The following is a 20,133-nucleotide window of genomic DNA, read 5'->3' as shown; positions in this document are numbered from 1 at the left end:
GGATTGGGTGGCTGCCGATCAGCGCCGTATGCCGCTGGGCCGGCTTCGCAGGGCCCGCTGGGTGGGCTCGGAGCGGGGTCAGCTGGTGATGTCCTTGCCCGCGAACCGGGCCCAGGCCAGCAGACCGAACACGACCGCATAGGCCAGGTCGACCCACAGGCCCTGGGCGACGTTGTCCCAGAAGGGCGGGTCGCGCAGCAGGTCACCGAAGGCCATCCACTGGTTGACGAGCAGCCAGGGGTGCAACCAGGAGATCTGCGGGACCGAGACCGCGATCCACGAGAGGATGGTGAAGATCATGAGCGCGACGGTGGCCGCGAGCGGCTGCTCGGTGAGCGTCGAGATGAACAGACCCACGGCACCCAGTGCGGCCAGCCCTGCGGCGACGTAGAGGCTGACCAGAACGACCCGCCAGACGGCGGACCCGAAGGAGATCTCGGTCCCCGACAGGGTCAGCATGGGTCCGGTGCCGAAGAGGGCGATCCCGGCGATCGCACCCGCGACGACGACGACGGCCACCCCCCAGAGGGCGCCGATCACCAGGGAGACGTACTTCGTGACGAGCAGCCGGGTCCGGCCCACCGGCACCGTGAGCAGGTAGCGGAGGGTCCCGAGGTTGGCCTCGCCGGCGACCGAGTCCCCGGCGAGCATGGCGATGGCGAGGGGCAGGAAGAGTCCCAGCTCGACGCTGAGCGCAGCGAGCGGGACGAACAGCCCGTTGGAGGTGATCGACGAGAGGAAGTCAGGCCCGCGTCCCTCGCGCGGCGACGACAGCCGGACGGCGACGGCGATGAGGACGGGGACCGCGGCGAGGACGAGCAGTCCCATCTGGTTGCGCCGGCGTCCGGCGATGAGCCGCAGCTCGGAGCGCAGCAGTCGGGTGGAGAGGGGCCGCGACGGCCCCGTGCCCCGCGTGCCGCGCGCCTCGACGCCCCCGAGGACCCGCTCAGCCGCTGACATCGAAGCCCTCCCCCGTGAGCGCGACGAACAGGTCCTCCAGGCTGGGACTGCTCACGGTGAACTCCTTGACGCCGACGCCGCTCTGGACGAGGGCTGCGACGATCTTCTCGGGGGCGATGCCGTTCGGGGCTCCCCGCACTCCGCCGGACACGGCCTCCACTCCGGTGAGCCCGAGCTCGGTCAGGATCCGTTTCGCCTCGACGGGCTGGTCGGTGAGCACGCGGGCGGTCGGGGAGGACACGCCGCGGACCTCGGATGTCGAGCCCTGTGCGACGAGCCGACCGTCGCTCATGACGCCGAGGTGGGTGCACATCTGCTCCACCTCGGACAGGAGATGACTCGAGACGAAGACCGTGGTGCCGTCGGAGGCCAGCGAGGCGACGAGGTGGCGGACCTCGCGGGTTCCCTGCGGGTCCAGGCCGTTGGTCGGCTCGTCGAGGACGAGGAGCTCGCGCGGCATGAGGAGGGCGGCAGCGATGGCGAGGCGCTGGCGCATCCCGAGCGAGTACGCCCGGTAGCGCTTGCCTGCCGTCGCGAGGAGGCCGACCCGGTCGAGGCTGGCGTCGATCCGGCGCCTCGAGGTGCGCGGATCCGCGGTGAGATCAGCCGCATCGAGGCGCTGCAGGTTCGCTCGGCCCGACAGGTAGGGGTGGAACGCCGGGCCCTCGACGAGCGACCCGACCCGAGGCAGCACGGCCTGGGCCCCGGCCGGGATCGGTTGCCCCAGAAGCATGCTGGTCCCCGCGGAGGGGCGGACGAGGCCGAGGATCATCCTGATGGTGGTGGTCTTGCCGGACCCGTTGGGGCCGAGAAAGCCGTAGACCGAGCCCCGGGGGACGGCGAGGTCGAGGTCGTCGACGGCGGCGCGAGCGCCGAACCGTTTCGTCAGACCCCGAGTCACGATCGCCAGATCGCGCTCGGGGGCCGACGTCGGAACGGGTTCGTTCACTTCGCGGCCAGCGCGGCGTACAGCTGCTCAGGCGGGACGGCTCCGAGCGCGACCCGACCGTCCTCGGTCAGGACGAGCGAGAACAAGGTGCCCTCGAGGACGTGGCCGCTGCCCCATGCACCCGACGTCGTCGGGAGGGCCTTGAGTATGCCGCTGAGCTGGGCTGCGCTGTCAGCCGCGGATCCGTCGGAGCCGGGTTGCGCCGATGGCAGGGAGAAGGGTGCGACGACCACCGTGCTCCATCCGGAGCCGACGATCTTCGGCGCATGCTCACCGTCCAACGACCCGCCGGACGGCTTCCCGGCTGCGCGGTCGGTGCCGCCGGCGTGCGTGGCGGCGGACAGCTCGTCGGACTCGGTCACCGTGGTGCCGGCCGGCGGCGTGAACTCGAACTGCCGTGCGTCCGGGCTGGCGAAGTCGACGGCCGTGAAGCCGACCTCGAAGGCGGGGTTGGTCAGCTTCGACGAGTAGACCTGGACCCGCAGCGGGACGTGCTCCTGGCTGTCGATGGCGATCCGCACGGACGTGACGAGGGTGGTGTTCTGGTCCTTGGGCGTGAGGACGAGCTCGTAGGCCGAGCGGCCCGCGACCGACGCGGTGCCGGATGTCGTGACGTCCGTGCTCTCGCCGATGAGGGCGAGCGCCGCGCTGGTCGCCTCCTCCGGCGTGCGTGGGGCGTCGGTCGGCAGCGCGCCGGGGAGCGCGCTGGGCAGCGCTCCCGGCAGGTGCTTCCCGTCGGCCGCGGCACGCACCTGCTCGTCGCTCAGCTCGTGGTGCACGGCCGACTTGTCCACGCTCGACCACAGCCAGACGTCCCTGCCGTTGTGGATGACATCGGACTCGCCGTTGCTGCCGATCAGCGCGAGGCGCTGCCGGGTGGGACCGTCGAGCCAGACTCGCCACGTGTGCGTCCCGGAGAGGAGGGAGCTCACTGAGCTGCTGGCCGAGCCGGGTCCGCCGGAGCCGCCGAGTCCGGGGATCTCCGGCAGCCCGAGGTCCGAGGTCTGCACGACGGTCCCGGAGAGGCTGGTGACGTCGGCCGACCGGACATCGGCGAGCAGCTGGGCCGCGGTGCGCGAGGGCAGGCCGCTGTCGGCGCTGGCCGCCTGGTTGACGGTCATGACCGCGACGCCGATGACTCCCGCCGCCGCGACCGGCAGGGTCCAGCGGGCCTTGGGGTGCTCGGTGAAGAAGCTCATGACCCCATCCTGCGCCCTCACTGCTGAGAGCCTGCTGAGACCGCCCCACCCGGAGGGGGCGGCGCGACGGAGCCGCGCGTGACATCGTGACGGTGTGCGGCTGCTGCTGGTGGAGGACGAGGCCAGGATGGCGGCTGCCCTGGTGCGCGGGCTCACCGCGGAGGGCTACGTGGTCGACCACGTCGCGGATGGTCAGGCCGGGCTGGACGCGGCGCGGTTCGGCGGCTACGACATCGTCATCCTCGACATCATGCTGCCGCGGATGTCCGGCTACACCGTCGTCAAGACGCTTCGAGCCGAGCAGAACTGGGTGCCGGTGCTGCTGCTCACCGCGAAGGACGGCGAGTACGACGAGGCGGACGGCCTGGACTACGGGGCGGACGACTACCTGACGAAGCCGTTCTCCTTCGTCGTGCTCCTGGCCCGGCTGCGCGCCCTCCTTCGCCGCGACCCCGCTCCGCGTCCCCCGGTGCTCGAGGCTGCGGGGGTGACGCTCGACCCCGCGACGCACAGGGTGGCGGTGGACGGCGCCGACGTGGCCCTGGCTCCACGCGAGTTCCTCCTCCTCGAGCGCCTCCTGCGCGCCCACCCCACCGCCGTTCGCAAGGAGGACCTCCTCGAGGACGTCTGGGGCGGTCTCGACGACGCCAACGTCGTCGAGGTCTATGTCGGCTACCTGCGGCGCAAGCTGGGCAGGAGCCGGATCGAGACCGTTCGCGGCGTGGGCTACCGGATGGTGCCGTGACCGGCGCGCCTGCCCCATCGTCGGCGCGGCGGCGCCTCGCCCAGCTGAGCATCCGCGCCCGGCTGATGCTCATCGGCCTCGCGGGGCTGGCCGGAGCGCTGCTCATCGGGGGCTTCCTGCTCTACGCGGTGCTCACGACCTCGCTCGGACGATCCGTGGAGGGCACGGCTCGAGCGAGCGCCGAGCAGGTCGCCCTCCTCGTGGACTCGGGGCGCCTGCCCGACCCGGTGCCGGTCTCCGGGGCCCAGGTCGTCCAGGTGCTCGATGCCGAAGGTCGGATCGTGACCGGGTCGGTGACGGCCGACCGGCTCACCGCCCTGGTCACGCCCGACGAGCGGCGCCGCGCCCTCGCCGGGGAGCAGGTCACCGTCGCGGGCAGTCGCTCCGGGTTGTCGGGCCGGCTGATGGTCGCCGTCGTCGAGGCGGGCCCCGCGGTGCCGACCGGACGGCAGTTCTCCGTGGTCGCCGCGGCACCCACAGCCGTCGTCGAGCAGAGCGCATCGACCCTTCGGGCCCTGTTGCTCTGGATCTTCCCGTTGCTCCTGGCGCTGCTGGCGGTCATCGCATGGCGGGTCATCGGCGCGGCCTTCGCCCCGGTGGAGTCGCTCCGGCAGGGGGCCGAGCGCATCGACGAGTCGTCCTCGGAGTCGGAGCGGCTGCCGGTCCCGCCGACGCGTGACGAGGTGAGCGCGCTCGCGACGACGCTGAACGCCATGCTCGACCGGATCACGGCTGCTCGCCACAAGCAGCGGGCCTTCGTCGCCGACGCGGCCCACGAGCTGCGCAGCCCTCTCGCGAGCATGCGCACCCAGCTCGAGGTGGCCCAGCGGCTCGGTGAGGGAGGGGACCTGCCGGCCGAGCTGCTCGCGGATCTCGACCGGCTGACGACGCTCGTGGCCGACCTGCTGATCCTCGCGCGCGCCGATGACGCCGCCACGACACGCGAGGCCGCGCAGGTCGACGTGGCTCGCCTCGTCACCGACGTCTGCGGGCGGTACGCCCACGCTCGGGTGCCGGTTCGGACCACGCCGGGCCTGGCCGGCCGTCACCTGCTCACACGCGGCTCGGGCGCGGACCTCGCCAGAGCCCTGACGAACCTCGTCGACAACGCCGTCCGGCACGCCCGGAGCGAGGTCCTCCTCGACGCCGACGCGGTAGGTCATCGGCTCGAGGTGACGGTGACCGACGACGGTCACGGCATCCCCGTCGAGGACCGGGAGCGCGTCTTCGACCGTTTCACCCGGCTCGACGAGGCCCGCGACCGGGACGGCGGCGGCTCCGGTCTGGGGCTCGCGATCACGCGGGCGTTGGTGCGGCGCAGTGGCGGAGACGTCCGCCTCGAGGCCGCCCAGCCGGGCCTTCGAGCCGTTCTCCACCTCCCCACGGCGACCGCTGGGACCTTGCCACGATCAGAAGCCGGCGTAGCCGTGGACGCGAGAGGCGAGCTCCTCGTCGACGGCAAGCGGGCGTCCGTCGAGCGCAGTGACGAGGACGGGCCCGCGACCTGAGGAGACGAGCCAGAGCCCGTCGGAGGTGTAGAGGTCCGCCACGGGCACGAGGACGAACCTCGTCAGCCATCCGTCTGCCCGCGCGGATTCGAAGATGTCGCCGACGGTGACGGACTCGAGGATGCCCGTGTCACCCGTCGGCGTGCTCAGCAACCAGCCGTCCCGAGCGACGAGCAGACCCGAGGTGGGACCGTCGAGGGCATAGCCATCCGTCGTCGTGAAGATGACGTCGTCGGCACCGCGCCGCCGTGCCTCGCGCTGGGCGGCGACGTTGACGACGTAGGACAGGGTCTTGACGCCGCCGAGGAGCCAGGGCGCATCACGGAAGGCGTCGGAGGGGTGTCCGCGCGTCAGCGTGACCGCCGTGATGGTTCGTGGCCGCTGGTGACCGGTGATCCCGGTGTCCGCGCGATGGGTGATGCTCACGTAGGCGGTCGGGCCGGTCGGGCGCCACTCACGGCCCCGGGTCAGCACCAGCTTGAGCACGGCCTCGCCGGGCGTCGACCACACCGCGAGGGCGTCGGCGACGAGCCGCCGCCACGCCTGCTGAGGCGGGCAGGCGATGTCCATGGCGCGGGCAGAGCGCTCCAGCCGGTCGAGGTGTCCCTCCAGGTCCACCACGTGCGGGGTCCCGCCTTCCTCGGTGAGGATCCGGGTGGAGTCGAAGCAGCCGTCGCCCCGGGTGAGGCCGAGGTCGTCCGCCGTGACGACCGGCTCGTCGGGGTGGAGGACGCCGCGCCCGAGCACAGCGACGACGTGCGGGGCATGAGTCATGGCCCCCAGCCTCGCATCACCACGAGCGCCACTCCACGCGGACCGGACCGTGCGCCTGGCTCAGCCGCTCTGGGTACGGGTTGGGGACCCGACACCCGGAGGAGGCGCCAGTGGACGTCCGGTCCGCCATCGAAGCAGTCGGCCAGGTCATGGATGTTGCCGGCGTCGTCGTCATGGTCGTTGGGGCTGTCGTCTCGGTTCCGCTGGCGCTGAGGCAGTCCCGAAGGGGCGGAGACGAACCTGCGGTCGCAATGTCCGTCTATCGGTCCTACCGCCAGCACCTGGGGCGTTCGATTCTGCTCGGCCTCGAGCTGCTGGTGGCCGCGGACATCATCAGGACCGTGGCCGTGACCCCGACCTTCGCGAGCGTGGGCGTCCTGGCGGTCATCGTCGCCATCCGCACCTTCCTGAGCTTCTCGTTGGAGCTGGAGATCACCGGCAGATGGCCGTGGCAGAAGCGAGGTGCCGACGAGGCCGCCGGCTCCTGACCGCTGACTCAGAACGTGAGGACCTGGTCCGCCTCGATCGTCCAGGCCGCGAGCTCGTCCATCGTGGAGCGTCGCGCCTCCCCGATCAGGTGCTCCTGGGTCAGGCCCCGGGCGTCGAGACACGTCCCGCAGCAGGCGATCTCGCCGCCGTGCCGGGCGAATCCCCTCAGCATCCGGTCGAGCGAGTAGTAGCCGTCGGGGGTGTGCTGCCCGGCGATGGCGCAGGTGACGGCGTCGCCCATGAGGAAGACCCGCGGGGCCGCATCGTCCCGACGGCTCAGGGCGCCCGCGAGGCGCACCGCGTTGAAGGTCTCGTCGGCTCCGTAGGCTGGTCCGTTGATGATGATCAGGATGTTCTTGGACACCAATGCTCCTCGTCGAACTGGGATGGGCTGGGGGTCATGCTGCTGTCGGCTGGCGCAGCCAGCGCAGGTGCTCGTGGTCCCCGAGCAGCTCGAGGCGACGCCACATGACGCTCCCGGGCACGGCCTGGCTCCGGTGGCAGGCGACGGCTGCGAGCTGCACGGACCGCTCGACCGGCACGACCAGGTCGATGGCCTCGTCGGCGTAGCCCTCGAAGGGAGCGCCGTGCTCAGCCCGGAGCCGACCGGCGACGCCATCGGGCACGGTCCAGCCGAGGACCGGGAGGTCACAGGCCTCAGCTGCCTCGATGGCCGCGGCCGTTGCGCGGGCATGGTCGGCGTGGCCCGTGACGCCGTTGACGTCGAAGCCGATGATCCCGTCGGCGCCCACCCGCTGCGCCGAGTCGATGACGTGCGCCGCAAGACGGCCCAGGTCGACCTCGCTCAGGCCACCATCGGGGAAGGTGAGCAGCTCCACCTCACGCAGGCCGAGGACGTTCGCAGCGGCGGACAGCTCGGCGGCCCTGAGCTCCAGCAGGTCCCCGGCGACGCCGTGCAGGGTCGAGGCCTCACCGCGGGTCAAACACAGCACCGACACGTCAGCTCCCCCTCGGGCGAACGACGCGAGCAGCGCCCCGAGTGCGAACGACTCGTCGTCGGGGTGGGCGACGACAGCGAGCACGGAGCGCCACGCGGGCAAGGCCGCCTCGGGCACTGGCCCCTCCTCGAAGGTGATCGGACGGCCCGAGTTTACGACGTTCCATGGATTCATGGAATGTGATCCTCAGCGCATCGACGAGCCCCGCCGCGCCGGGAGGGACGGCGGCCCGCCCAGCGAGCCCAGCGGCATACGGCGGACTGGCGTGCAACGTCGTTGCAACGTTCGGGTCCCTAGCGTGACGGCACCCACTGGAGACAACGACGTCCAAGGAAGCGACATGGCAACGATGCAAGCAGCTGTGGTCCACGCGTTCGGCGAGGACCTGTCCATCGACACCGTCCCACTGCCGACCCCCGGCCCGGGACAGGCCCTGGTGAAGCTCGTCACCAGCGGCGTCTGCCACACCGATCTACATGCGGCCGAAGGCGACTGGCCGGTCAAGCCGAGCCCACCGTTCATCCCCGGACACGAGGGTGTCGGCGAGGTCGTCGCACTCGGCGACGGCGTCACCAACCTGCGGATCGGCCAGCTCGTCGGCAACGCCTGGCTCTTCACGGCCTGCGGCGAGTGCGAGTACTGCAACACCGGTTGGGAGACACTCTGCGAGAACCAGCAGAACGGTGGCTACAGCATCGACGGGTCGTTCGGGCAGTACATGGTCGTCGACGCCCGCTACGCGGCGATCATTCCGGAGGGCTCCGACCCCGTCGAGGTCGCCCCGATCCTCTGCGCCGGCGTCACCGTGTACAAGGGCCTGAAGATGACCGAGACGAAGCCCGGTCAGTGGGTCGTCATCTCCGGCATCGGTGGCCTCGGCCACGTCGCCGTGCAGTACGCCCGGGCCATGGGCATGCGCGTCGCCGCGGTCGACATCTCCGACGACAAGCTCGCCCTGGCCAAGAAGCACGGCGCCGAGGTCGTCGTCAACGCCCTGGAGGGCGATCCCGGCGAGGCGATCATCGCGCAGACCGGCGGCGCGCACGGCGTCCTCGTGACCGCGGTGCACCCGTCGGCCTTCGGCCAGGCGATCCACATGACCCGGCGCGGCGGCACCATCGTCTTCAACGGCCTGCCCGCCGGCGACTTCCCGGCCTCGATCTTCGAGATCGTCCTCAAGGGCCTGACCGTGCGCGGCTCCATCGTCGGCACCCGGCAGGACATGGCGGAGGCCCTGGACTTCTACGCCCGCGGCCTCATCCACCCCACCGTCGCCACCCGGGAGCTCGGCGACATCAACGCCGTCCTCGACGAGATGAAGCACGGCAAGATCGACGGTCGCGTCGTCATCCAGTACTGACTCCGCGCCCCGCTCCCCCTCCCGGCTCCTCCCCTCCTGCTGGCCTCCTCGGTCGGGACTGGGGCCGGTGGCCGGCCCGGCCGGTCCCGGTGGAAAACCGGGGCCGGCCCGTCAGCCGTCCCCGTTACTGTGACGAGTGCGTAGTTCGCCTCGCCATCGTCAGGGGGAAAGCCGATGTCCATCCGTCCACGTCTCATGAGCACCATGTCCCTCACCGCCGCGCTGATGTTCCTCGCGGGCAGCACCGCCACCGCCGCTGCTGAGCCAGAGCTCAGGGCCGCACCCAGCGAGATCCGCTCGGTGCTGACCGCGCCCGGCCCGCAGCAGGAGATCGACGACTACCTCCGGGAGCACCCGGGCGGCACCCAGGTCAGTGACAACGCCGTCGCCTACCGTGACGGCGACGTCGTCGTCGTCTTCCCGGATCCCGGCGACACCCGGGCCCCCCGGGGCCTGGGGGCCAATGTTCGCGGCACCTCCCTGGCCATGGGCCTGGCCGACGACATGGAGGCGGCGGCCGCGGCGATCGCCGGGTGCCCCTACGGGACGCTCGACCGGTGGTACTGCTTCTACACCGACTCCAACTTCGGCGGACGCCGCCTCCAGTTCCTCAACACGTGCGCCGACCACGCGTCGGACTGGGGTTTCAACAACACCACGTCGTCGTGGGTCAACACCAACCCCAACAGCCGCATCGTGGCCTGGGACTACCGCGGGGGCGACGCGCTCTGGGTCGAGGGTTCCGGGATCTCCTACGACGCCTGGGTCGGTCCCGGCGACAACGACCGGATGTCCTACTGGACGCGGACCAACTGCTAGCCGGCGCTCAGCGGAAGACGACGTAGGAGATGACGGCCGGCACGTCGACGTCGAGCCGGCCGGCCCGCTCGGTCAGCACCTGCTCGGAAGCGAGCAGCCGCCCGGTCAGCGGGTCCACGATGAGGACGTACCGCGTCGGCAGACCCGTCAGGTCGGAGTCGACGGCGAAACCGCGTCCCGGTCGCCCGTCCCGGTCAGTCATCGCCCCGAGCGAGTGCACGTCAGGCGAGCCGGCCAGCAGTCGCAGGGCGGCCGCGCGGGAAGCCGGGCCCGGATTCTGCTCCTTTGCGAGGTCGGTCAGTGCCACGAAGAGCTCCGCCGTGCCGAGGCGGTCGATCGGGTGCGCCGCCGCCAGCTGTCCACGCAGGCCGAGCTCGTCCTCGGCCAGCGGCTCCGGGAAGATCCTCGGCGCGCGTCCCGGAGGGAACAGCTCGTCGGACTCGACCTCCCCGGGGGCGGGGAGGTCGGTGGCGGTGAGGTCACCGGCCACAGGTCGTCCGTAGGCGGCCACCCGGTGCCAGGTCCCGTCCGCCGCGACGGTCAGGCTCACCTCGAGTGGCACGACCGCCGAGTGGACGGGCTCGGCCCCGTGGACCCGAGTGGTCAGGTCCCACGTGGCGTAGCGAGCGCCCCGGACGCCGGGTGCATCGGAGCGCTCTGCCGCCCCGGCCAGCTCCCGGAGCTCGCGGGCCGCCGGTGCGCCGGTGCCCCCTTGGACAAGTGCCCCCGCCAGCACCGGCGGGGTGGCGGCCATCGCCGGCGATGTCGAGCGCCACGGCAGCAACGGCAGTCCGACGACGAGGGCCAGCGCGATGACGCTCGCCACGCCGATGACCGCCAGGCGTCGACCATGCGCGTGGTGGGGGCGGTGACGCTGGGGCAGCGCGGGCTCCCTCGGGAGGGCCAGGATCCTCTCGAGGTCAGCCGCGGCCCTCACCGCATCGACCTCGGCGAGAGGCTCCTGGACCGGGTTGAGGTCCCTCAACGCCTGCTCGATCATGATCGACCACCCCTTTCCCGACGGGTGCCGAGGTCCGCCCCCGGGCCCGACGCCGACCTTCCCCTGCTGGAGCTCCTGCTCGACCCCCTGCTGGAGCTCCTGCTCGTCCCCCTGCTCGAGGTCCTGCTCGAGTCCCGGGGCGAACCGCCGGCGCGGTCCACAGCTCGCCGAAGTCGCTGCCGTGCCCGGTGTAGCCGCACCCCAGCAGCGGCCACACTGCACTCCAGCGCTTCGGCGAGCTGTGCGAGGGGCAAGCCCTCCCACGCCATCAGGAGAAGGAGCTCCTGGTCGGACTCACTGAGTGTCCTCAGAGCCTCCGCCACCCGTTCGAGCTCGGCTCGGTCGATGGCCCGCGCGGAGGGGTCTGCCTCCCGAGCGGCCAACGCCTCCTCGACGAGATCGAGCGGGTCGGGGACGGTGGCCCGGTTCGTCGCCATGACGACGTGCCGGGCCACCCCGAAGAGCCATCCCCCGATGGGACTCGGTATGTCATCGAGACGCCGCCAGGCCACCGTGAAGACTTCCGCCGTCACGTCGTCCGACAGGTCTCGATCCCGCAGGCGACGAGCGACGTACGCATGGATCGGTGCGTAGTTGCTCTGGTAGATCAGCGCGAACCGTTGCTGGTCCGACGCGTCACCACCCGTCGCCATGCCCATCTGTGTCCGTTCGCGCGAAGTCTTTACACCCCTGGAGCAAGGAATTCTGGCCCATCCGGCCGGGCTGGCCTCGGGTGGGCGGCCACCAGCCCGAATCGACAGAGCACGTCGCGACACCACGATCGAAAGAGCAGTTCGCGACAGGTGGCGCCCGGGTACCCGGGCGAGACCTGTCGCGAACTGCTCTTTCGATTGTCGCGAACTGCTCTTTCGATCAGGATGGGGCGGGACACGGAGGTGGGCCAGGCCCCCTCCACGAAGCCTGGCCCACCGGACCTTGTGTGCTGCTCAGCCGCGGAAGGCGTCCTTGACGTCCTCGCCCGCGTCCTTGAGCTGCTCGCCGCGCTGCTTGAGGTCGGCTTCAGCCTGGTCCGCCTGACCCTCCGCCTCGAGACGCTCGTTGTCGGTCACCTTGCCGGCGGCCTCTTTCGCCTTGCCACCCATGTCCTCGGCCATGTTCCTGGCCTTGTCGGTCGCACCCATCGTCCGCTCCTTCGGTTGCGGTAACTGGTTGTGCTCCTCATACCCACTCGGCAGGAAGCCTCACACCGGTCTCCCGTGGCACGGGCAGCGCGAGGGCCAGCCGGTGACACCCCCGGCCGGGTGTGGGCGAGGTTTGGCAGACTGGTGTGGTGCCCCTCGAGACCCGCGACCTCAGCCGTTTCGCGTGGTTGTCGATCGCTGCGGCGATCGTCACCATCACTCTCAAGACGGTCGCCTGGCAGCTCACCGGCTCGGTCGGCCTCCTCTCCGACGCCGCCGAGTCCGTCGTCAACCTCGTCGCCGCCGTGGCCGTGCTCATCGCCCTCCGGGTGGCGGCCATGCCGGCGGACAAGAACCACCACTTCGGGCACACCAAGGCGGAGTACTTCTCCGCGGCGCTCGAGGGCATGATGATCTTCGTCGCCGCCCTCGTCATCCTCTCCACGTCGGTGGAGCGCTTCATCAACCCCCGTCCGATCGAGAACGTCGGCATCGGGCTCGCCGTCTCCGTCGTGGCCTCGGTGGTCAACGGCGTCGTCGCCTTCATCCTCGTGCGGGCCGGGCGTCGGTATCGGTCGTTGACGCTGACGGCGGACGGCAAGCACCTCTACACGGACGTCTGGACCTCGGCCGGCGTGATCGTCGGTGTCATCGTGGTGGCGCTCACCGGGATCGACCGCCTCGACCCGGTCGTCGCCTTCCTCGTGGGCCTCAACATCATCTGGACCGGGTGGAAGCTCCTCCGCGAGTCGACCGAGGGCCTCATGGACGTCGCCCTGAGCAAGGAGGACAACCGGACCATCGCCGACATCCTCGCCGGGTTCGTCAGCAAGGACGTCCACTTCCACGCCCTGCGCACGCGGGTGTCGGGGCACCACCGGTTCGCCGAAGTCCACGTCCTCGTGCCCGGAGAGTGGTCCGTGCAGCGGGGCCATGACCTCGTCGAGGAGGTCGAGGCGGCGCTGCACCAGCAGTTCGCGGACCTGGCGATCACCTGCCACCTCGAGCCGTCCGAGGACCCTCGCGCCTACGGGGACTACACAGCGGAGTTCCCCGTGCCGACCCACGACGACCTCCTGCAACGTGAGCGCCCGGCTCGACCCTCCGGATCATGAGCGCCGCCCGACACGTCGTCCTGCCCTCGCCGATCGGGGAGCTCACCGTCGTGGCGGTGGACGGTGCGATCACCCACCTGCTCATGGACGCCGCCAAGTACCGACCCGCCGACCACGAGGTCCTCGGCGCGCCGGCCTCCCCCGACGAGGAGCCGTTCGCGACGGCAGCGCACCAGCTGGGCGCCTACTTCGCCGGTGAGCTGCGCGACTTCGCCCTGCCGCTCGCCCCCCGCGGCGACGACTTCCACCAGCGGGTGTGGGCCCTGTTGCGGGACATCCCCTACGGCGAGACCCGCACCTACGGCGACCTCGCCCGCGCGCTCGGCGACCGCAACCTCGCGCAGGCGGTCGGCACGGCCAACGGCCGCAACCCCATCGCCATCGTCGTGCCATGCCACCGCGTGATCGGTAGTGACGGCTCGCTCGTCGGCTACGCCGGGGGCCTGGAGCGCAAGCGCTTCCTGCTCGCTCTCGAGGAGCCACCGGCGGGCGATGCGGGGCGGCTCTTCTGAGACAGCAGACGGCCCTGCCCAGCCGGCACCTCACGGACCGGCTCCGTGAGGCGTCCCCCTGACATGAAGCACCCGTTCGAGCAGGCCGTGACCGAGCACGGGGCCGTCGTGCTCCGCGTCTGCCGCGCGACCCTCGGTCCCGCGGACGCCGAGGACGCCTGGTCCGAGACCTTCCTCGCCGCCCTGCGGGCCTGGCCACACCTGCCCGATGACGCGAACGTCCGCGCCTGGCTCATCACCATCGCCCACCGGAAGGCGGTCGACGTGCACCGGGCAGCCGCGCGGCGGGCCGTGCCCGTCGAGACGGTTCCCGAGCCCGTCGGTGCCCGGGTGGGACCGGCACCCGGGCTGCAGGGCGGCTGGGCCGGCTCCCCGGAGGACACCCTGCCCGACGAGGCCCTCTGGAGGGCGCTCGCCGCTCTCCCCACCAAGCAGCGCCACTGCGTCGCCTACCACCACGTCGCCGGGCTCCCCTATGCCGAGGTCGCCGCCGTGGTCGGTGGCACCGAGGCCGCCGCCCGCCGGGCCGCCGCCGACGGGATCGCCGCGCTGCGCCGCACCTACCTCGCCCGTGAGGACGTGAGCTCCCGTGTCTGACCACCTCTTCGAACTGCTGACCGTCCGCCTGACCTCCACTGCCGGAGCGCCGGACGAGGTCCCTGCCGAGCTCCGGGAGCGCCTCGTCACCCGGGCCACCGCGGACCACCTCCTCGACGTCGTCTACCGCGTCGTGGACTCGCCGCTTGGTCCGCTGCTGCTCGCCGCGACGGACTCCGGGGTCGTCCGCGTCGCCTTCGCCGCCCAGGACCACGACGCCGTGCTCGAGGACCTCTCGCACCGGCTCGGCCCGCGGGTCCTGCGCACGGAGTCGGGGCTCGACGAGCTCGCCCGCCAGCTCGACGACTACTTCGCGGGCACCCGCAGCTCGATCGAGGTGCCGCTCGACCTGCGCCTCGCCCACGGCTTCCGCCGTCAGGTGCTGGAGCACCTGCGCGAGATCCCCTTCGGCCGCACCGAGACCTACGCCGAGGTCGCGCAGGGCGCGGGAAGCCCCCGGGCGGTGCGCGCCGTCGGGAGTGCCTGCGCCACCAACCCCGTGCCGATCATCGTGCCGTGCCACCGGGTGGTCCGCACCGACGGCTCGATGGGGGGCTACCTCGGCGGGTCGGACGCCAAGGCGTGGCTCCTCGCCCTCGAGGCGGCCGCCTGACCCCGCGGCCCGAGCTCCGCTCTCGACGACGGCGTGCAACGGTTCGGCGGGCTGTCGTGTCCTCACCGGTGTACGACACTTGACGCAAGCCCACCCCACCACCGGACCGGGAGCCGCATGAGACGCACGGACGAGGAGGCGTTCCGTTCCTTCGTCATGGAGCGACAGACCGTGCTGCGACGACGGGCCTTCCTGCTCTGCGGCAACTGGGCCGACGGGGACGAGCTCGTCCAGGAGGCCCTCGCTCGGGTCTACGTCGCCTGGCCGCGCATCAGCCGCGGTGCCGAGGCCGCCTACACCCGACGCACGATGATGAACCTCTACCTCAACGACCAGCGCAAACGGCGGCGCGAGGTCCTCACCGACGAGACCCCCGAGCCGGCGCTGCACGAGCACGACCGCGAGCTGGCCCTCACCCTGACCGCGCTGCTCAAGGACCTCCCGGACAAGCAGCGCGCCATCATCGTCCTCCGCTTCTGGGAGGACCTCACCGTCCCGCAGATCGCCGAGTGCACCGGGGTCGCCGAGGGGACCATCAAGAGCCAGATCTCACGGGGCATCGCCGTCCTCCGGGAGCGGCTCGCCGAACCGCCCCTCACCGGAGCAGGAGCCGTGCCATGACGCTTCCGGACCAGAGTGAGCAGCAGCTGAGAAGGGCGCTGAGCACGATGAACGATCTCCAGCCACCCACCGACGAGCTCTTCGTCCAGCGGGCCGTCATCCGTGGCCGCGCCCGCACCCACCGCCGCCGCAACGCCCTCGTCGGGGTCGCGGCAGCGTTCGTCGTCGTTGCCGGGGGCGGCGGCACCTGGCTGCTCCAGAACGGCTTCCCCTCGGGCTCGTTGCCCTCGCCGGCGAGCCAGGCCGAGGCCGGAGCCGCCCAAGGAGAGTACGGGACTCAGATGGACACGTCCGGCGGACTGGAGACCCCGCGGGTCGCGGAGGGCCCCGAGACGCTGCCCTTCGCGCGGCAGGCCGACGGCTGGTTCATCGGACCGATGACACCGGAGCGAGCAGCGATCGAGGAGCTCGCCCCCGAGCTGACGACGACGTGGGGCGCCACCTTCTCCGGCGCCTGGGCCACGGACCGGTCCAACACCGCCCTCGTCGTCGCCGTCACGCGAAGGGACGCGGCGCTCGAGCAGCTCGTCCGAGGTGCGTTGCCCGACCCGAGCGCGGTGGACTTCGTGGAGGTCGAGCACTCCTATGCCGACAAGGCGCGGCTCGTCGAGCGGATCTGGCTGGACAGCCCGACTCTGGAGAGCGAGGGCATCGTCATCTCCTCGGTCGCCCAGGACTACCGGGCGGACCGGGTCGCCGTCGCCGCCTCCGGGGACCGCGCAGCAGCCCGGCTCAGCGAGCGGTACGGCGCGGAGTGGGTCTCGGTGACCGAGCTGCCGAAGGGGCCCGGAGGCACGCTGCCGACGCCTCAGCGCTGACCCACGGCGCTGACCCACAGCCGGCACCCCAGGGGTCTTCCCCCCTTCGCCGGCGCGGGACCCGGCGGGCGCTGGGAGCGAGCCCAGCGGCATACGGCTGCTGCACCTACGATCGGCCCATGGAGGCACCCACCCCGCCCGAGGCGCCGATGAGCCCGCAGGACGCCCTGCGTCGCGTCGGCTTCCTGCTCGAGCGAGCCCGCGAGAGCCCGTACCGCGTCGCGGCCTTCCGGCGGGCGGCGGAGGCGATCCGGCTCATCCCCGACGAGGAGCTGCGCGAGCGCGCCGCGGCGGGGACGCTCAAGCAGATCAAGGGGATCGGCGACTCGACGGCGGCGATCATCGGGCAGGCGCTGCGGGGGGTCGTCCCCGCCTACCTCGCGACACTCGAGGAGCAGCACGGCGCGGCGCTCAGCTGGGAGGGCGCCGAGCTCTACAGCGCCGTGGTCGGCGACCTCCACGTCCACTCCGACTGGAGCGACGGCGGCAGCCCGATCGAGGAGATGGTCCTCACTGCCGTCGAGCTCGGCCAGGACTGGATGGCGCTCACCGACCACTCACCCCGCCTGACCATCGCCAACGGGCTGTCCCGCGAGCGGCTGGCCCGCCAGCTGACGCACGTCGACGCCATCAACGCCTCCCTCGCCGGGTCGTTCACCCTGCTCAAGGGGATCGAGGTCGACATCAACCTCGACGGCACGCTCGACCAGGACCCCGACATGCTCGACCGGCTCGACGTGGTGACCGCCTCGGTGCACTCCAAGCTGCGGCAGCCATCCTTCGAGATGACCTCGAGAATGCTTGCCGCCGTGCGCAATCCGCGGACCAACGTGCTCGGTCACTGCACGGGACGGCTCGTCACGGGCGGTCGGGGCAAACGGCCGGAGTCGCAGTTCGACGCCGAGAAGGTGTTCCGCGCGTGCGCCGAGAACGATGTCGCGGTCGAGATCAACTCCCGTCCGGAGCGGCAGGACCCGCCGGACGAGCTGATCGAGCTCGCCCGCGACCTCGGCTGCCTCTTCGCCATCGACTCCGACGCCCACGCGCCCGGTCAGCTCGACATGAAGCTGCTCGGGTGCAAACGCGCCGAGCGGCACGGGATCCCCGCCGAACGCATCGTGACGACGTGGCCGGTCGAGGACCTCCTCGCCTGGGCGAAGGCTTGACGGGGACGGGGGTGGCAGCCGGGAGGCGATTTGGTGGCGCACCCGAAACTCCCCTATAGTTTCGACGTCCCAAACGGAACAGGTCGGGATGCGTCCCCATCGTCTAGCGGCCTAGGACTCCGCCCTTTCACGGCGGCAGCACGGGTTCGAATCCCGTTGGGGATACGCACGACAAATTGCATAGCAAGGCCCCGTAGCGCAGTTGGTTAGCGCGCCGCCCTGTCACGGCGGAGGTCGCCGGTTCGAGCCCGGTCGGGGTCGCCCCTGAGAGGCGCCGCTCCAGTTGGAGCGGCGCCTCTCGCGTGCCCGGGGTCAGGCGACGACGAGGTCGTATGCCGCTGAGCTCGCTCCCGCACGCCCCTGACCTCCCAGCCCTCCCGCCCATCTCGAGGCGGCACGGAGTGCACAGTGGACGGGCAGGGAGACTCAGCGGTGGCCGGCCCGGAGCACGAGCTCCAGCTCGAACCGGGCCTCGGGGTCCTCGAGCGCCGCACCGAAGAGCTCCCTCAGCTGCGCCACCCGGTAGCCGACCGTCTGCTGGTGGACGAAGAGCTCCGCGGCGATCGGGGCACGCTGGCCCTGGTGCCGCAACCAGGCGAGGAGGGTCTCGGCGAGCCGGCTCCGGACCGCCGGCCGCAGGTCGTCGAAGGGTGCCAGCCGGCGCCTGGCCAGGTCCGCGGTGGCCAGCGGCTCGGCCTGGACGACGAGCTCGGCCAGGTGGTCGGCGACCCACACCGGCAGGTCACCGTCGCCGGCCGGGCCACCCAGCCCGTGCGCCCCGGCGGAGACGGCCAGGTGCAGCGACTCGGCGGCCTGCTGCCAGGGCCGCTCGGGGCCGATGATGGCCTGCCGGCCGCGCAGCGCCCGGTTGAGCTCCTTGGTCCGGGCGGCCCGGTTGCCGAAGGGCATGAGCACGGCCGCCTCGCTCCCCCGCTCGGCCACGAGGGCATCCGGCCCGAGCGCCGCCCGCACGCCGTCGAGCCGGCTCGGGGGCAGCGTGGCGACGACGAGGACCTCCGGGAGAGTCCACCCGAGCGCGGTCGCCGCTCGGGTCACCCCGATCTCGGTGTCGCCGCGCAGGATCATCTCGAGCAGCTCACCCCGTCGCCGCTGGTGCTCACCGGCGCGCTCGGACTGCTCGAGTGCATAGCCCTGGGCGCTGGCGGCCGACAGCTCGTCGATGTAGGCGAAGAGCGACTCACCGAGGGCGAGAATGACGTCCGGTGCCAGCTGTGACACGTCGACGGTGCGCGAGATGGCTCGCAGGGTCACCCGGGCGCCGTAGCGGTAGGCCGAGAGCAGGGACTCGAGGCTGCGGCCCGAGCGCACCTCGCCGCGACCGAGGTTCTCGTAGATCCACTTGCCATCCTCCGAGAGGGCCGGCAGCCGCGTGCCGGGAAGGTCGAGGAAGCGGTTCAGTGCGATGGTGACCCCCTGCCGGACCCCTTGGCCGAAGCGCCCCTCCATCGGCATCGCATAGACCGGCACGTCGCGCGGGATGCCCTCGATGATCGCCTCGACGATCTCGCCGACGACCGGTCGGAGCACCTCGCTGATTTCGGTGGGCAATGACAACCACGGTGGGGCTGATGTGGTCTCAGGCACGGATACCCCCCACTTTTTATCCCGAGGCGATAGTTTCCTGCCGTAAAGAGTACCCCTCGGCCCAAGACCCGAGGGGCCTGCCGGGCGGAGAATGGAGGAATGGTCCAGTTCCGAGCCCTCCGCCGCGTCGCGTCAGTTCTCACGACGCCGCTCGCGCCGGAGGACTTCCTCGGCCTGGTCAACCCGCTCGTCTCGACGCGCCAGCTGCGGGGCATCGTCACCCGTGTCGTCCCCGAGACGGCCGACTCCGCGACGATCCACTTCCGGCCCGGCAAGGGGTGGAACGCGCACGAGGCCGGCCAGTGGGCCCGGATCGGTGTCGAGATCGACGGCGTGCGCCAGTGGCGCAGCTACTCGCTGTCCGCCCCGGCCGGTGCCGACCCGGCGATCACGGTGACCGCCATCGGCTTCGTCTCGACGGCCCTCGTCCGCGACACCCAGCCGGGCGACGTCCTCTTCCTCGACGTCCCGCAGGGCGACTTCGTCCTGCCCCGGCACCCGCGCCCGCTCCTCATGCTCACCGCCGGCAGCGGCCTCACCCCCGTGATGTCGATGATCCGCACGCTCGTGCCGCGCCGCCCGGACGCCGACGTCGTCCTCATCCATTCGGCGCGGACCAGGGCTGACGCCCTCTTCCACGACGAGCTGCTCGAGCTGTCCGACCAGTTCCCGGGCCTGACCGTCCGGCACTGGTACACCCGCGAGCAGCAGGGCCGCCGCCTCGACCTGACCGACTTCGCCGACCTCGAGGCCCTCTGCCCCGACTGGCGCAGCCGGGCGGCCTACGCCTGCGGCCCGGCCGACTTCCTCGACGACGCCACCGCGCTCTGGGAGGGCGGCGGCGCCGACGCGGAGGCGAGCCTGACGATCGAGCGCTTCGCCCCGGCACTGCTGCCGGGCACCGGCGGCGCGGGCGGGCTCGTGACGTTCGAGAAGTCCGACAAGGAGATCGAGGTCGACGGCGACATGCCGCTCCTCGAGGCGGGCGAGCAGTGCGGCGTCGTCATGCCGAGCGGCTGCCGCATGGGCATCTGCCGCAGCTGCCTGACGCCTCTCGTCGCCGGACGGGTAAGGGACCTGCGCACCGGTGAGGTCCACGGCGACGAGGGCGAGCTCATCCAGACGTGCATCAACGCTGCTGCCGGACCCGTCCACCTGGACATCTGAGAAGGGAAACATCCC

Annotated in this window: 23 protein-coding genes and 2 tRNA genes; 15 read left to right on the top strand and 10 right to left on the bottom strand. The window is 71.7% G+C overall.

Going from position 1 to position 20,133, the window contains the following annotated elements:
* Positions 1-78: 78 nt before the first annotated feature.
* From ABWV20_RS16360 to ABWV20_RS16350, 3 genes are read right to left on the bottom strand one after another with little or no spacing between them, the layout of a single operon-like run.
* Complete coding sequence (locus ABWV20_RS16360; RefSeq protein WP_353356981.1) at positions 79-960, bottom strand: ABC transporter permease; 882 nt, start codon at positions 958-960, stop codon at positions 79-81.
* Positions 947-1,909, bottom strand: coding sequence for an ABC transporter ATP-binding protein (locus ABWV20_RS16355; protein WP_353356979.1), 963 nt, complete (start codon positions 1,907-1,909; stop codon positions 947-949). Before ABWV20_RS16355 ends, ABWV20_RS16360 begins: the two co-directional genes overlap by 14 nt.
* Entirely contained in the window at positions 1,906-3,108 is a 1,203-nt protein-coding gene (locus tag ABWV20_RS16350) for a LolA family protein (RefSeq protein ID WP_353356977.1), read from the bottom strand. Before ABWV20_RS16350 ends, ABWV20_RS16355 begins: the two co-directional genes overlap by 4 nt.
* A gap of 94 nt (positions 3,109-3,202) precedes the next feature.
* On the opposite strand from ABWV20_RS16350, the gene ABWV20_RS16345 reads away from it, so the two are divergent.
* Both ABWV20_RS16345 and ABWV20_RS16340 read left to right on the top strand, forming a co-directional pair.
* Positions 3,203-3,853 (top strand): response regulator transcription factor, encoded by a 651-nt coding sequence (locus tag ABWV20_RS16345; RefSeq protein WP_353356975.1) that lies wholly within the window; start codon positions 3,203-3,205, stop codon positions 3,851-3,853.
* Positions 3,850-5,361 carry a sensor histidine kinase gene (locus tag ABWV20_RS16340; RefSeq protein ID WP_353356973.1) on the top strand — a complete coding sequence of 504 codons (1,512 nt, stop codon included), beginning with the start codon at positions 3,850-3,852 and terminating at the stop codon, positions 5,359-5,361. Before ABWV20_RS16345 ends, ABWV20_RS16340 begins: the two co-directional genes overlap by 4 nt.
* Here ABWV20_RS16340 and ABWV20_RS16335 read toward each other — a convergent pair.
* Positions 5,263-6,135 (bottom strand): aminodeoxychorismate lyase, encoded by an 873-nt coding sequence (locus ABWV20_RS16335; protein ID WP_353356971.1) that lies wholly within the window; start codon positions 6,133-6,135, stop codon positions 5,263-5,265. The genes ABWV20_RS16340 and ABWV20_RS16335 overlap by 99 nt on opposite strands.
* A gap of 110 nt (positions 6,136-6,245) precedes the next feature.
* On the opposite strand from ABWV20_RS16335, the gene ABWV20_RS16330 reads away from it, so the two are divergent.
* Positions 6,246-6,623: a DUF1622 domain-containing protein gene (locus tag ABWV20_RS16330; RefSeq protein ID WP_353356969.1), complete on the top strand. Its 378-nt coding sequence runs from the start codon at positions 6,246-6,248 to the stop codon at positions 6,621-6,623.
* Between the two features lie 8 nt (positions 6,624-6,631).
* Here the strand turns inward: ABWV20_RS16330 and ABWV20_RS16325 are convergent, their stop codons facing one another.
* Together ABWV20_RS16325 and ABWV20_RS16320 are read right to left on the bottom strand one after the other, a co-directional pair.
* Complete coding sequence (locus tag ABWV20_RS16325; protein WP_353356967.1) at positions 6,632-6,988, bottom strand: DsrE/DsrF/TusD sulfur relay family protein; 357 nt, start codon at positions 6,986-6,988, stop codon at positions 6,632-6,634.
* A 34-nt stretch (positions 6,989-7,022) separates the two neighbouring features.
* Positions 7,023-7,757, bottom strand: a complete 735-nt coding sequence (locus ABWV20_RS16320; RefSeq protein ID WP_353356965.1) for a PIG-L family deacetylase — start codon at positions 7,755-7,757, stop codon at positions 7,023-7,025.
* 166 nt (positions 7,758-7,923) lie between these two features.
* On the opposite strand from ABWV20_RS16320, the gene adhP reads away from it, so the two are divergent.
* Together adhP and ABWV20_RS16310 are read left to right on the top strand one after the other, a co-directional pair.
* On the top strand, positions 7,924-8,943 hold the full coding sequence (adhP, locus tag ABWV20_RS16315) for an alcohol dehydrogenase AdhP (RefSeq protein ID WP_502901802.1): 1,020 nt from the start codon (positions 7,924-7,926) through the stop codon (positions 8,941-8,943).
* 204 nt (positions 8,944-9,147) lie between these two features.
* Positions 9,148-9,762: a peptidase inhibitor family I36 protein gene (locus ABWV20_RS16310; RefSeq protein WP_353356963.1), complete on the top strand. Its 615-nt coding sequence runs from the start codon at positions 9,148-9,150 to the stop codon at positions 9,760-9,762.
* 7 nt (positions 9,763-9,769) lie between these two features.
* On the opposite strand, the gene ABWV20_RS16305 is transcribed toward ABWV20_RS16310, so the two are convergent.
* The 3 genes from ABWV20_RS16305 to ABWV20_RS16295 all read right to left on the bottom strand — a co-directional run bounded on the left by ABWV20_RS16305 (position 9,770) and on the right by ABWV20_RS16295 (position 11,904).
* Complete coding sequence (locus ABWV20_RS16305; protein ID WP_353356961.1) at positions 9,770-10,762, bottom strand: hypothetical protein; 993 nt, start codon at positions 10,760-10,762, stop codon at positions 9,770-9,772.
* A complete protein-coding gene (locus ABWV20_RS16300; protein WP_353356959.1) occupies positions 10,759-11,415 on the bottom strand; it encodes an RNA polymerase sigma factor in 657 nt (218 codons plus the stop codon). Before ABWV20_RS16300 ends, ABWV20_RS16305 begins: the two co-directional genes overlap by 4 nt.
* A 294-nt stretch (positions 11,416-11,709) precedes the next feature.
* Positions 11,710-11,904: a CsbD family protein gene (locus ABWV20_RS16295; protein ID WP_353356957.1), complete on the bottom strand. Its 195-nt coding sequence runs from the start codon at positions 11,902-11,904 to the stop codon at positions 11,710-11,712.
* Positions 11,905-12,053: 149 nt separating this feature from the next.
* On the opposite strand from ABWV20_RS16295, the gene ABWV20_RS16290 reads away from it, so the two are divergent.
* From ABWV20_RS16290 to ABWV20_RS16250, 9 genes are all read left to right on the top strand, one after another.
* Positions 12,054-13,019, top strand: a complete 966-nt coding sequence (locus ABWV20_RS16290) for a cation diffusion facilitator family transporter (protein WP_353356955.1) — start codon at positions 12,054-12,056, stop codon at positions 13,017-13,019.
* On the top strand, positions 13,016-13,531 hold the full coding sequence (locus ABWV20_RS16285; RefSeq protein WP_353356953.1) for a methylated-DNA--[protein]-cysteine S-methyltransferase: 516 nt from the start codon (positions 13,016-13,018) through the stop codon (positions 13,529-13,531). Before ABWV20_RS16290 ends, ABWV20_RS16285 begins: the two co-directional genes overlap by 4 nt.
* Positions 13,532-13,594: 63 nt before the next feature.
* On the top strand, positions 13,595-14,128 hold the full coding sequence (locus tag ABWV20_RS16280; protein WP_353356951.1) for an RNA polymerase sigma factor: 534 nt from the start codon (positions 13,595-13,597) through the stop codon (positions 14,126-14,128).
* Between the two features lie 13 nt (positions 14,129-14,141).
* Complete coding sequence (locus tag ABWV20_RS16275; RefSeq protein ID WP_502901803.1) at positions 14,142-14,741, top strand: methylated-DNA--[protein]-cysteine S-methyltransferase; 600 nt, start codon at positions 14,142-14,144, stop codon at positions 14,739-14,741.
* 117 nt (positions 14,742-14,858) lie between these two features.
* The gene (locus ABWV20_RS16270; protein WP_353356947.1) at positions 14,859-15,362 is read left to right on the top strand and encodes a SigE family RNA polymerase sigma factor; all 504 of its coding nucleotides are present in this window, start codon (positions 14,859-14,861) and stop codon (positions 15,360-15,362) included.
* Positions 15,359-16,180, top strand: coding sequence for a hypothetical protein (locus tag ABWV20_RS16265; RefSeq protein ID WP_353356945.1), 822 nt, complete (start codon positions 15,359-15,361; stop codon positions 16,178-16,180). Before ABWV20_RS16270 ends, ABWV20_RS16265 begins: the two co-directional genes overlap by 4 nt.
* A 119-nt stretch (positions 16,181-16,299) precedes the next feature.
* Complete coding sequence (locus ABWV20_RS16260; RefSeq protein ID WP_353356943.1) at positions 16,300-17,346, top strand: PHP domain-containing protein; 1,047 nt, start codon at positions 16,300-16,302, stop codon at positions 17,344-17,346.
* 92 nt (positions 17,347-17,438) lie between these two features.
* Positions 17,439-17,511 (top strand) — tRNA-Glu (locus tag ABWV20_RS16255).
* Between the two features lie 22 nt (positions 17,512-17,533).
* Positions 17,534-17,607, top strand: a tRNA-Asp gene (locus ABWV20_RS16250).
* A 165-nt stretch (positions 17,608-17,772) separates the two neighbouring features.
* On the opposite strand, the gene ABWV20_RS16245 is transcribed toward ABWV20_RS16250, so the two are convergent.
* A complete protein-coding gene (locus tag ABWV20_RS16245; protein WP_353356941.1) occupies positions 17,773-18,915 on the bottom strand; it encodes a PucR family transcriptional regulator in 1,143 nt (380 codons plus the stop codon).
* 135 nt (positions 18,916-19,050) lie between these two features.
* Between ABWV20_RS16245 and ABWV20_RS16240 the strand changes: the two genes are divergently transcribed.
* Positions 19,051-20,118, top strand: coding sequence for a ferredoxin reductase (locus tag ABWV20_RS16240; RefSeq protein WP_353356939.1), 1,068 nt, complete (start codon positions 19,051-19,053; stop codon positions 20,116-20,118).
* Positions 20,119-20,133: the final 15 nt, after the last annotated feature.

Source organism: Intrasporangium sp. DVR, from assembly GCF_040365325.1.
Lineage (GTDB): Bacteria > Actinomycetota > Actinomycetes > Actinomycetales > Dermatophilaceae > Intrasporangium.
Note: the sequence above shows the minus strand (reverse complement) of the source record. Positions and strands in the feature narration are given on the sequence as shown.

Coding starts and splice junctions, on each gene's coding strand:
- ABWV20_RS16285 (WP_353356953.1), top strand. CDS start 13,016: ATGAGCGCCGCCCGACACGTCGTCCTGCCCTCGCCGATCGGGGAGCTC.
- adhP (WP_502901802.1), top strand. CDS start 7,924: ATGGCAACGATGCAAGCAGCTGTGGTCCACGCGTTCGGCGAGGACCTG.
- ABWV20_RS16265 (WP_353356945.1), top strand. CDS start 15,359: ATGACGCTTCCGGACCAGAGTGAGCAGCAGCTGAGAAGGGCGCTGAGC.
- ABWV20_RS16240 (WP_353356939.1), top strand. CDS start 19,051: ATGGTCCAGTTCCGAGCCCTCCGCCGCGTCGCGTCAGTTCTCACGACG.
- ABWV20_RS16320 (WP_353356965.1), bottom strand. CDS start 7,757: ATGAATCCATGGAACGTCGTAAACTCGGGCCGTCCGATCACCTTCGAG.
- ABWV20_RS16300 (WP_353356959.1), bottom strand. CDS start 11,415: ATGGCGACGGGTGGTGACGCGTCGGACCAGCAACGGTTCGCGCTGATC.
- ABWV20_RS16280 (WP_353356951.1), top strand. CDS start 13,595: ATGAAGCACCCGTTCGAGCAGGCCGTGACCGAGCACGGGGCCGTCGTG.
- ABWV20_RS16360 (WP_353356981.1), bottom strand. CDS start 960: ATGTCAGCGGCTGAGCGGGTCCTCGGGGGCGTCGAGGCGCGCGGCACG.
- ABWV20_RS16350 (WP_353356977.1), bottom strand. CDS start 3,108: ATGAGCTTCTTCACCGAGCACCCCAAGGCCCGCTGGACCCTGCCGGTC.
- ABWV20_RS16310 (WP_353356963.1), top strand. CDS start 9,148: ATGTCCCTCACCGCCGCGCTGATGTTCCTCGCGGGCAGCACCGCCACC.
- ABWV20_RS16260 (WP_353356943.1), top strand. CDS start 16,300: ATGGAGGCACCCACCCCGCCCGAGGCGCCGATGAGCCCGCAGGACGCC.
- ABWV20_RS16335 (WP_353356971.1), bottom strand. CDS start 6,135: ATGACTCATGCCCCGCACGTCGTCGCTGTGCTCGGGCGCGGCGTCCTC.
- ABWV20_RS16305 (WP_353356961.1), bottom strand. CDS start 10,762: ATGATCGAGCAGGCGTTGAGGGACCTCAACCCGGTCCAGGAGCCTCTC.
- ABWV20_RS16270 (WP_353356947.1), top strand. CDS start 14,859: ATGAGACGCACGGACGAGGAGGCGTTCCGTTCCTTCGTCATGGAGCGA.
- ABWV20_RS16295 (WP_353356957.1), bottom strand. CDS start 11,904: ATGGGTGCGACCGACAAGGCCAGGAACATGGCCGAGGACATGGGTGGC.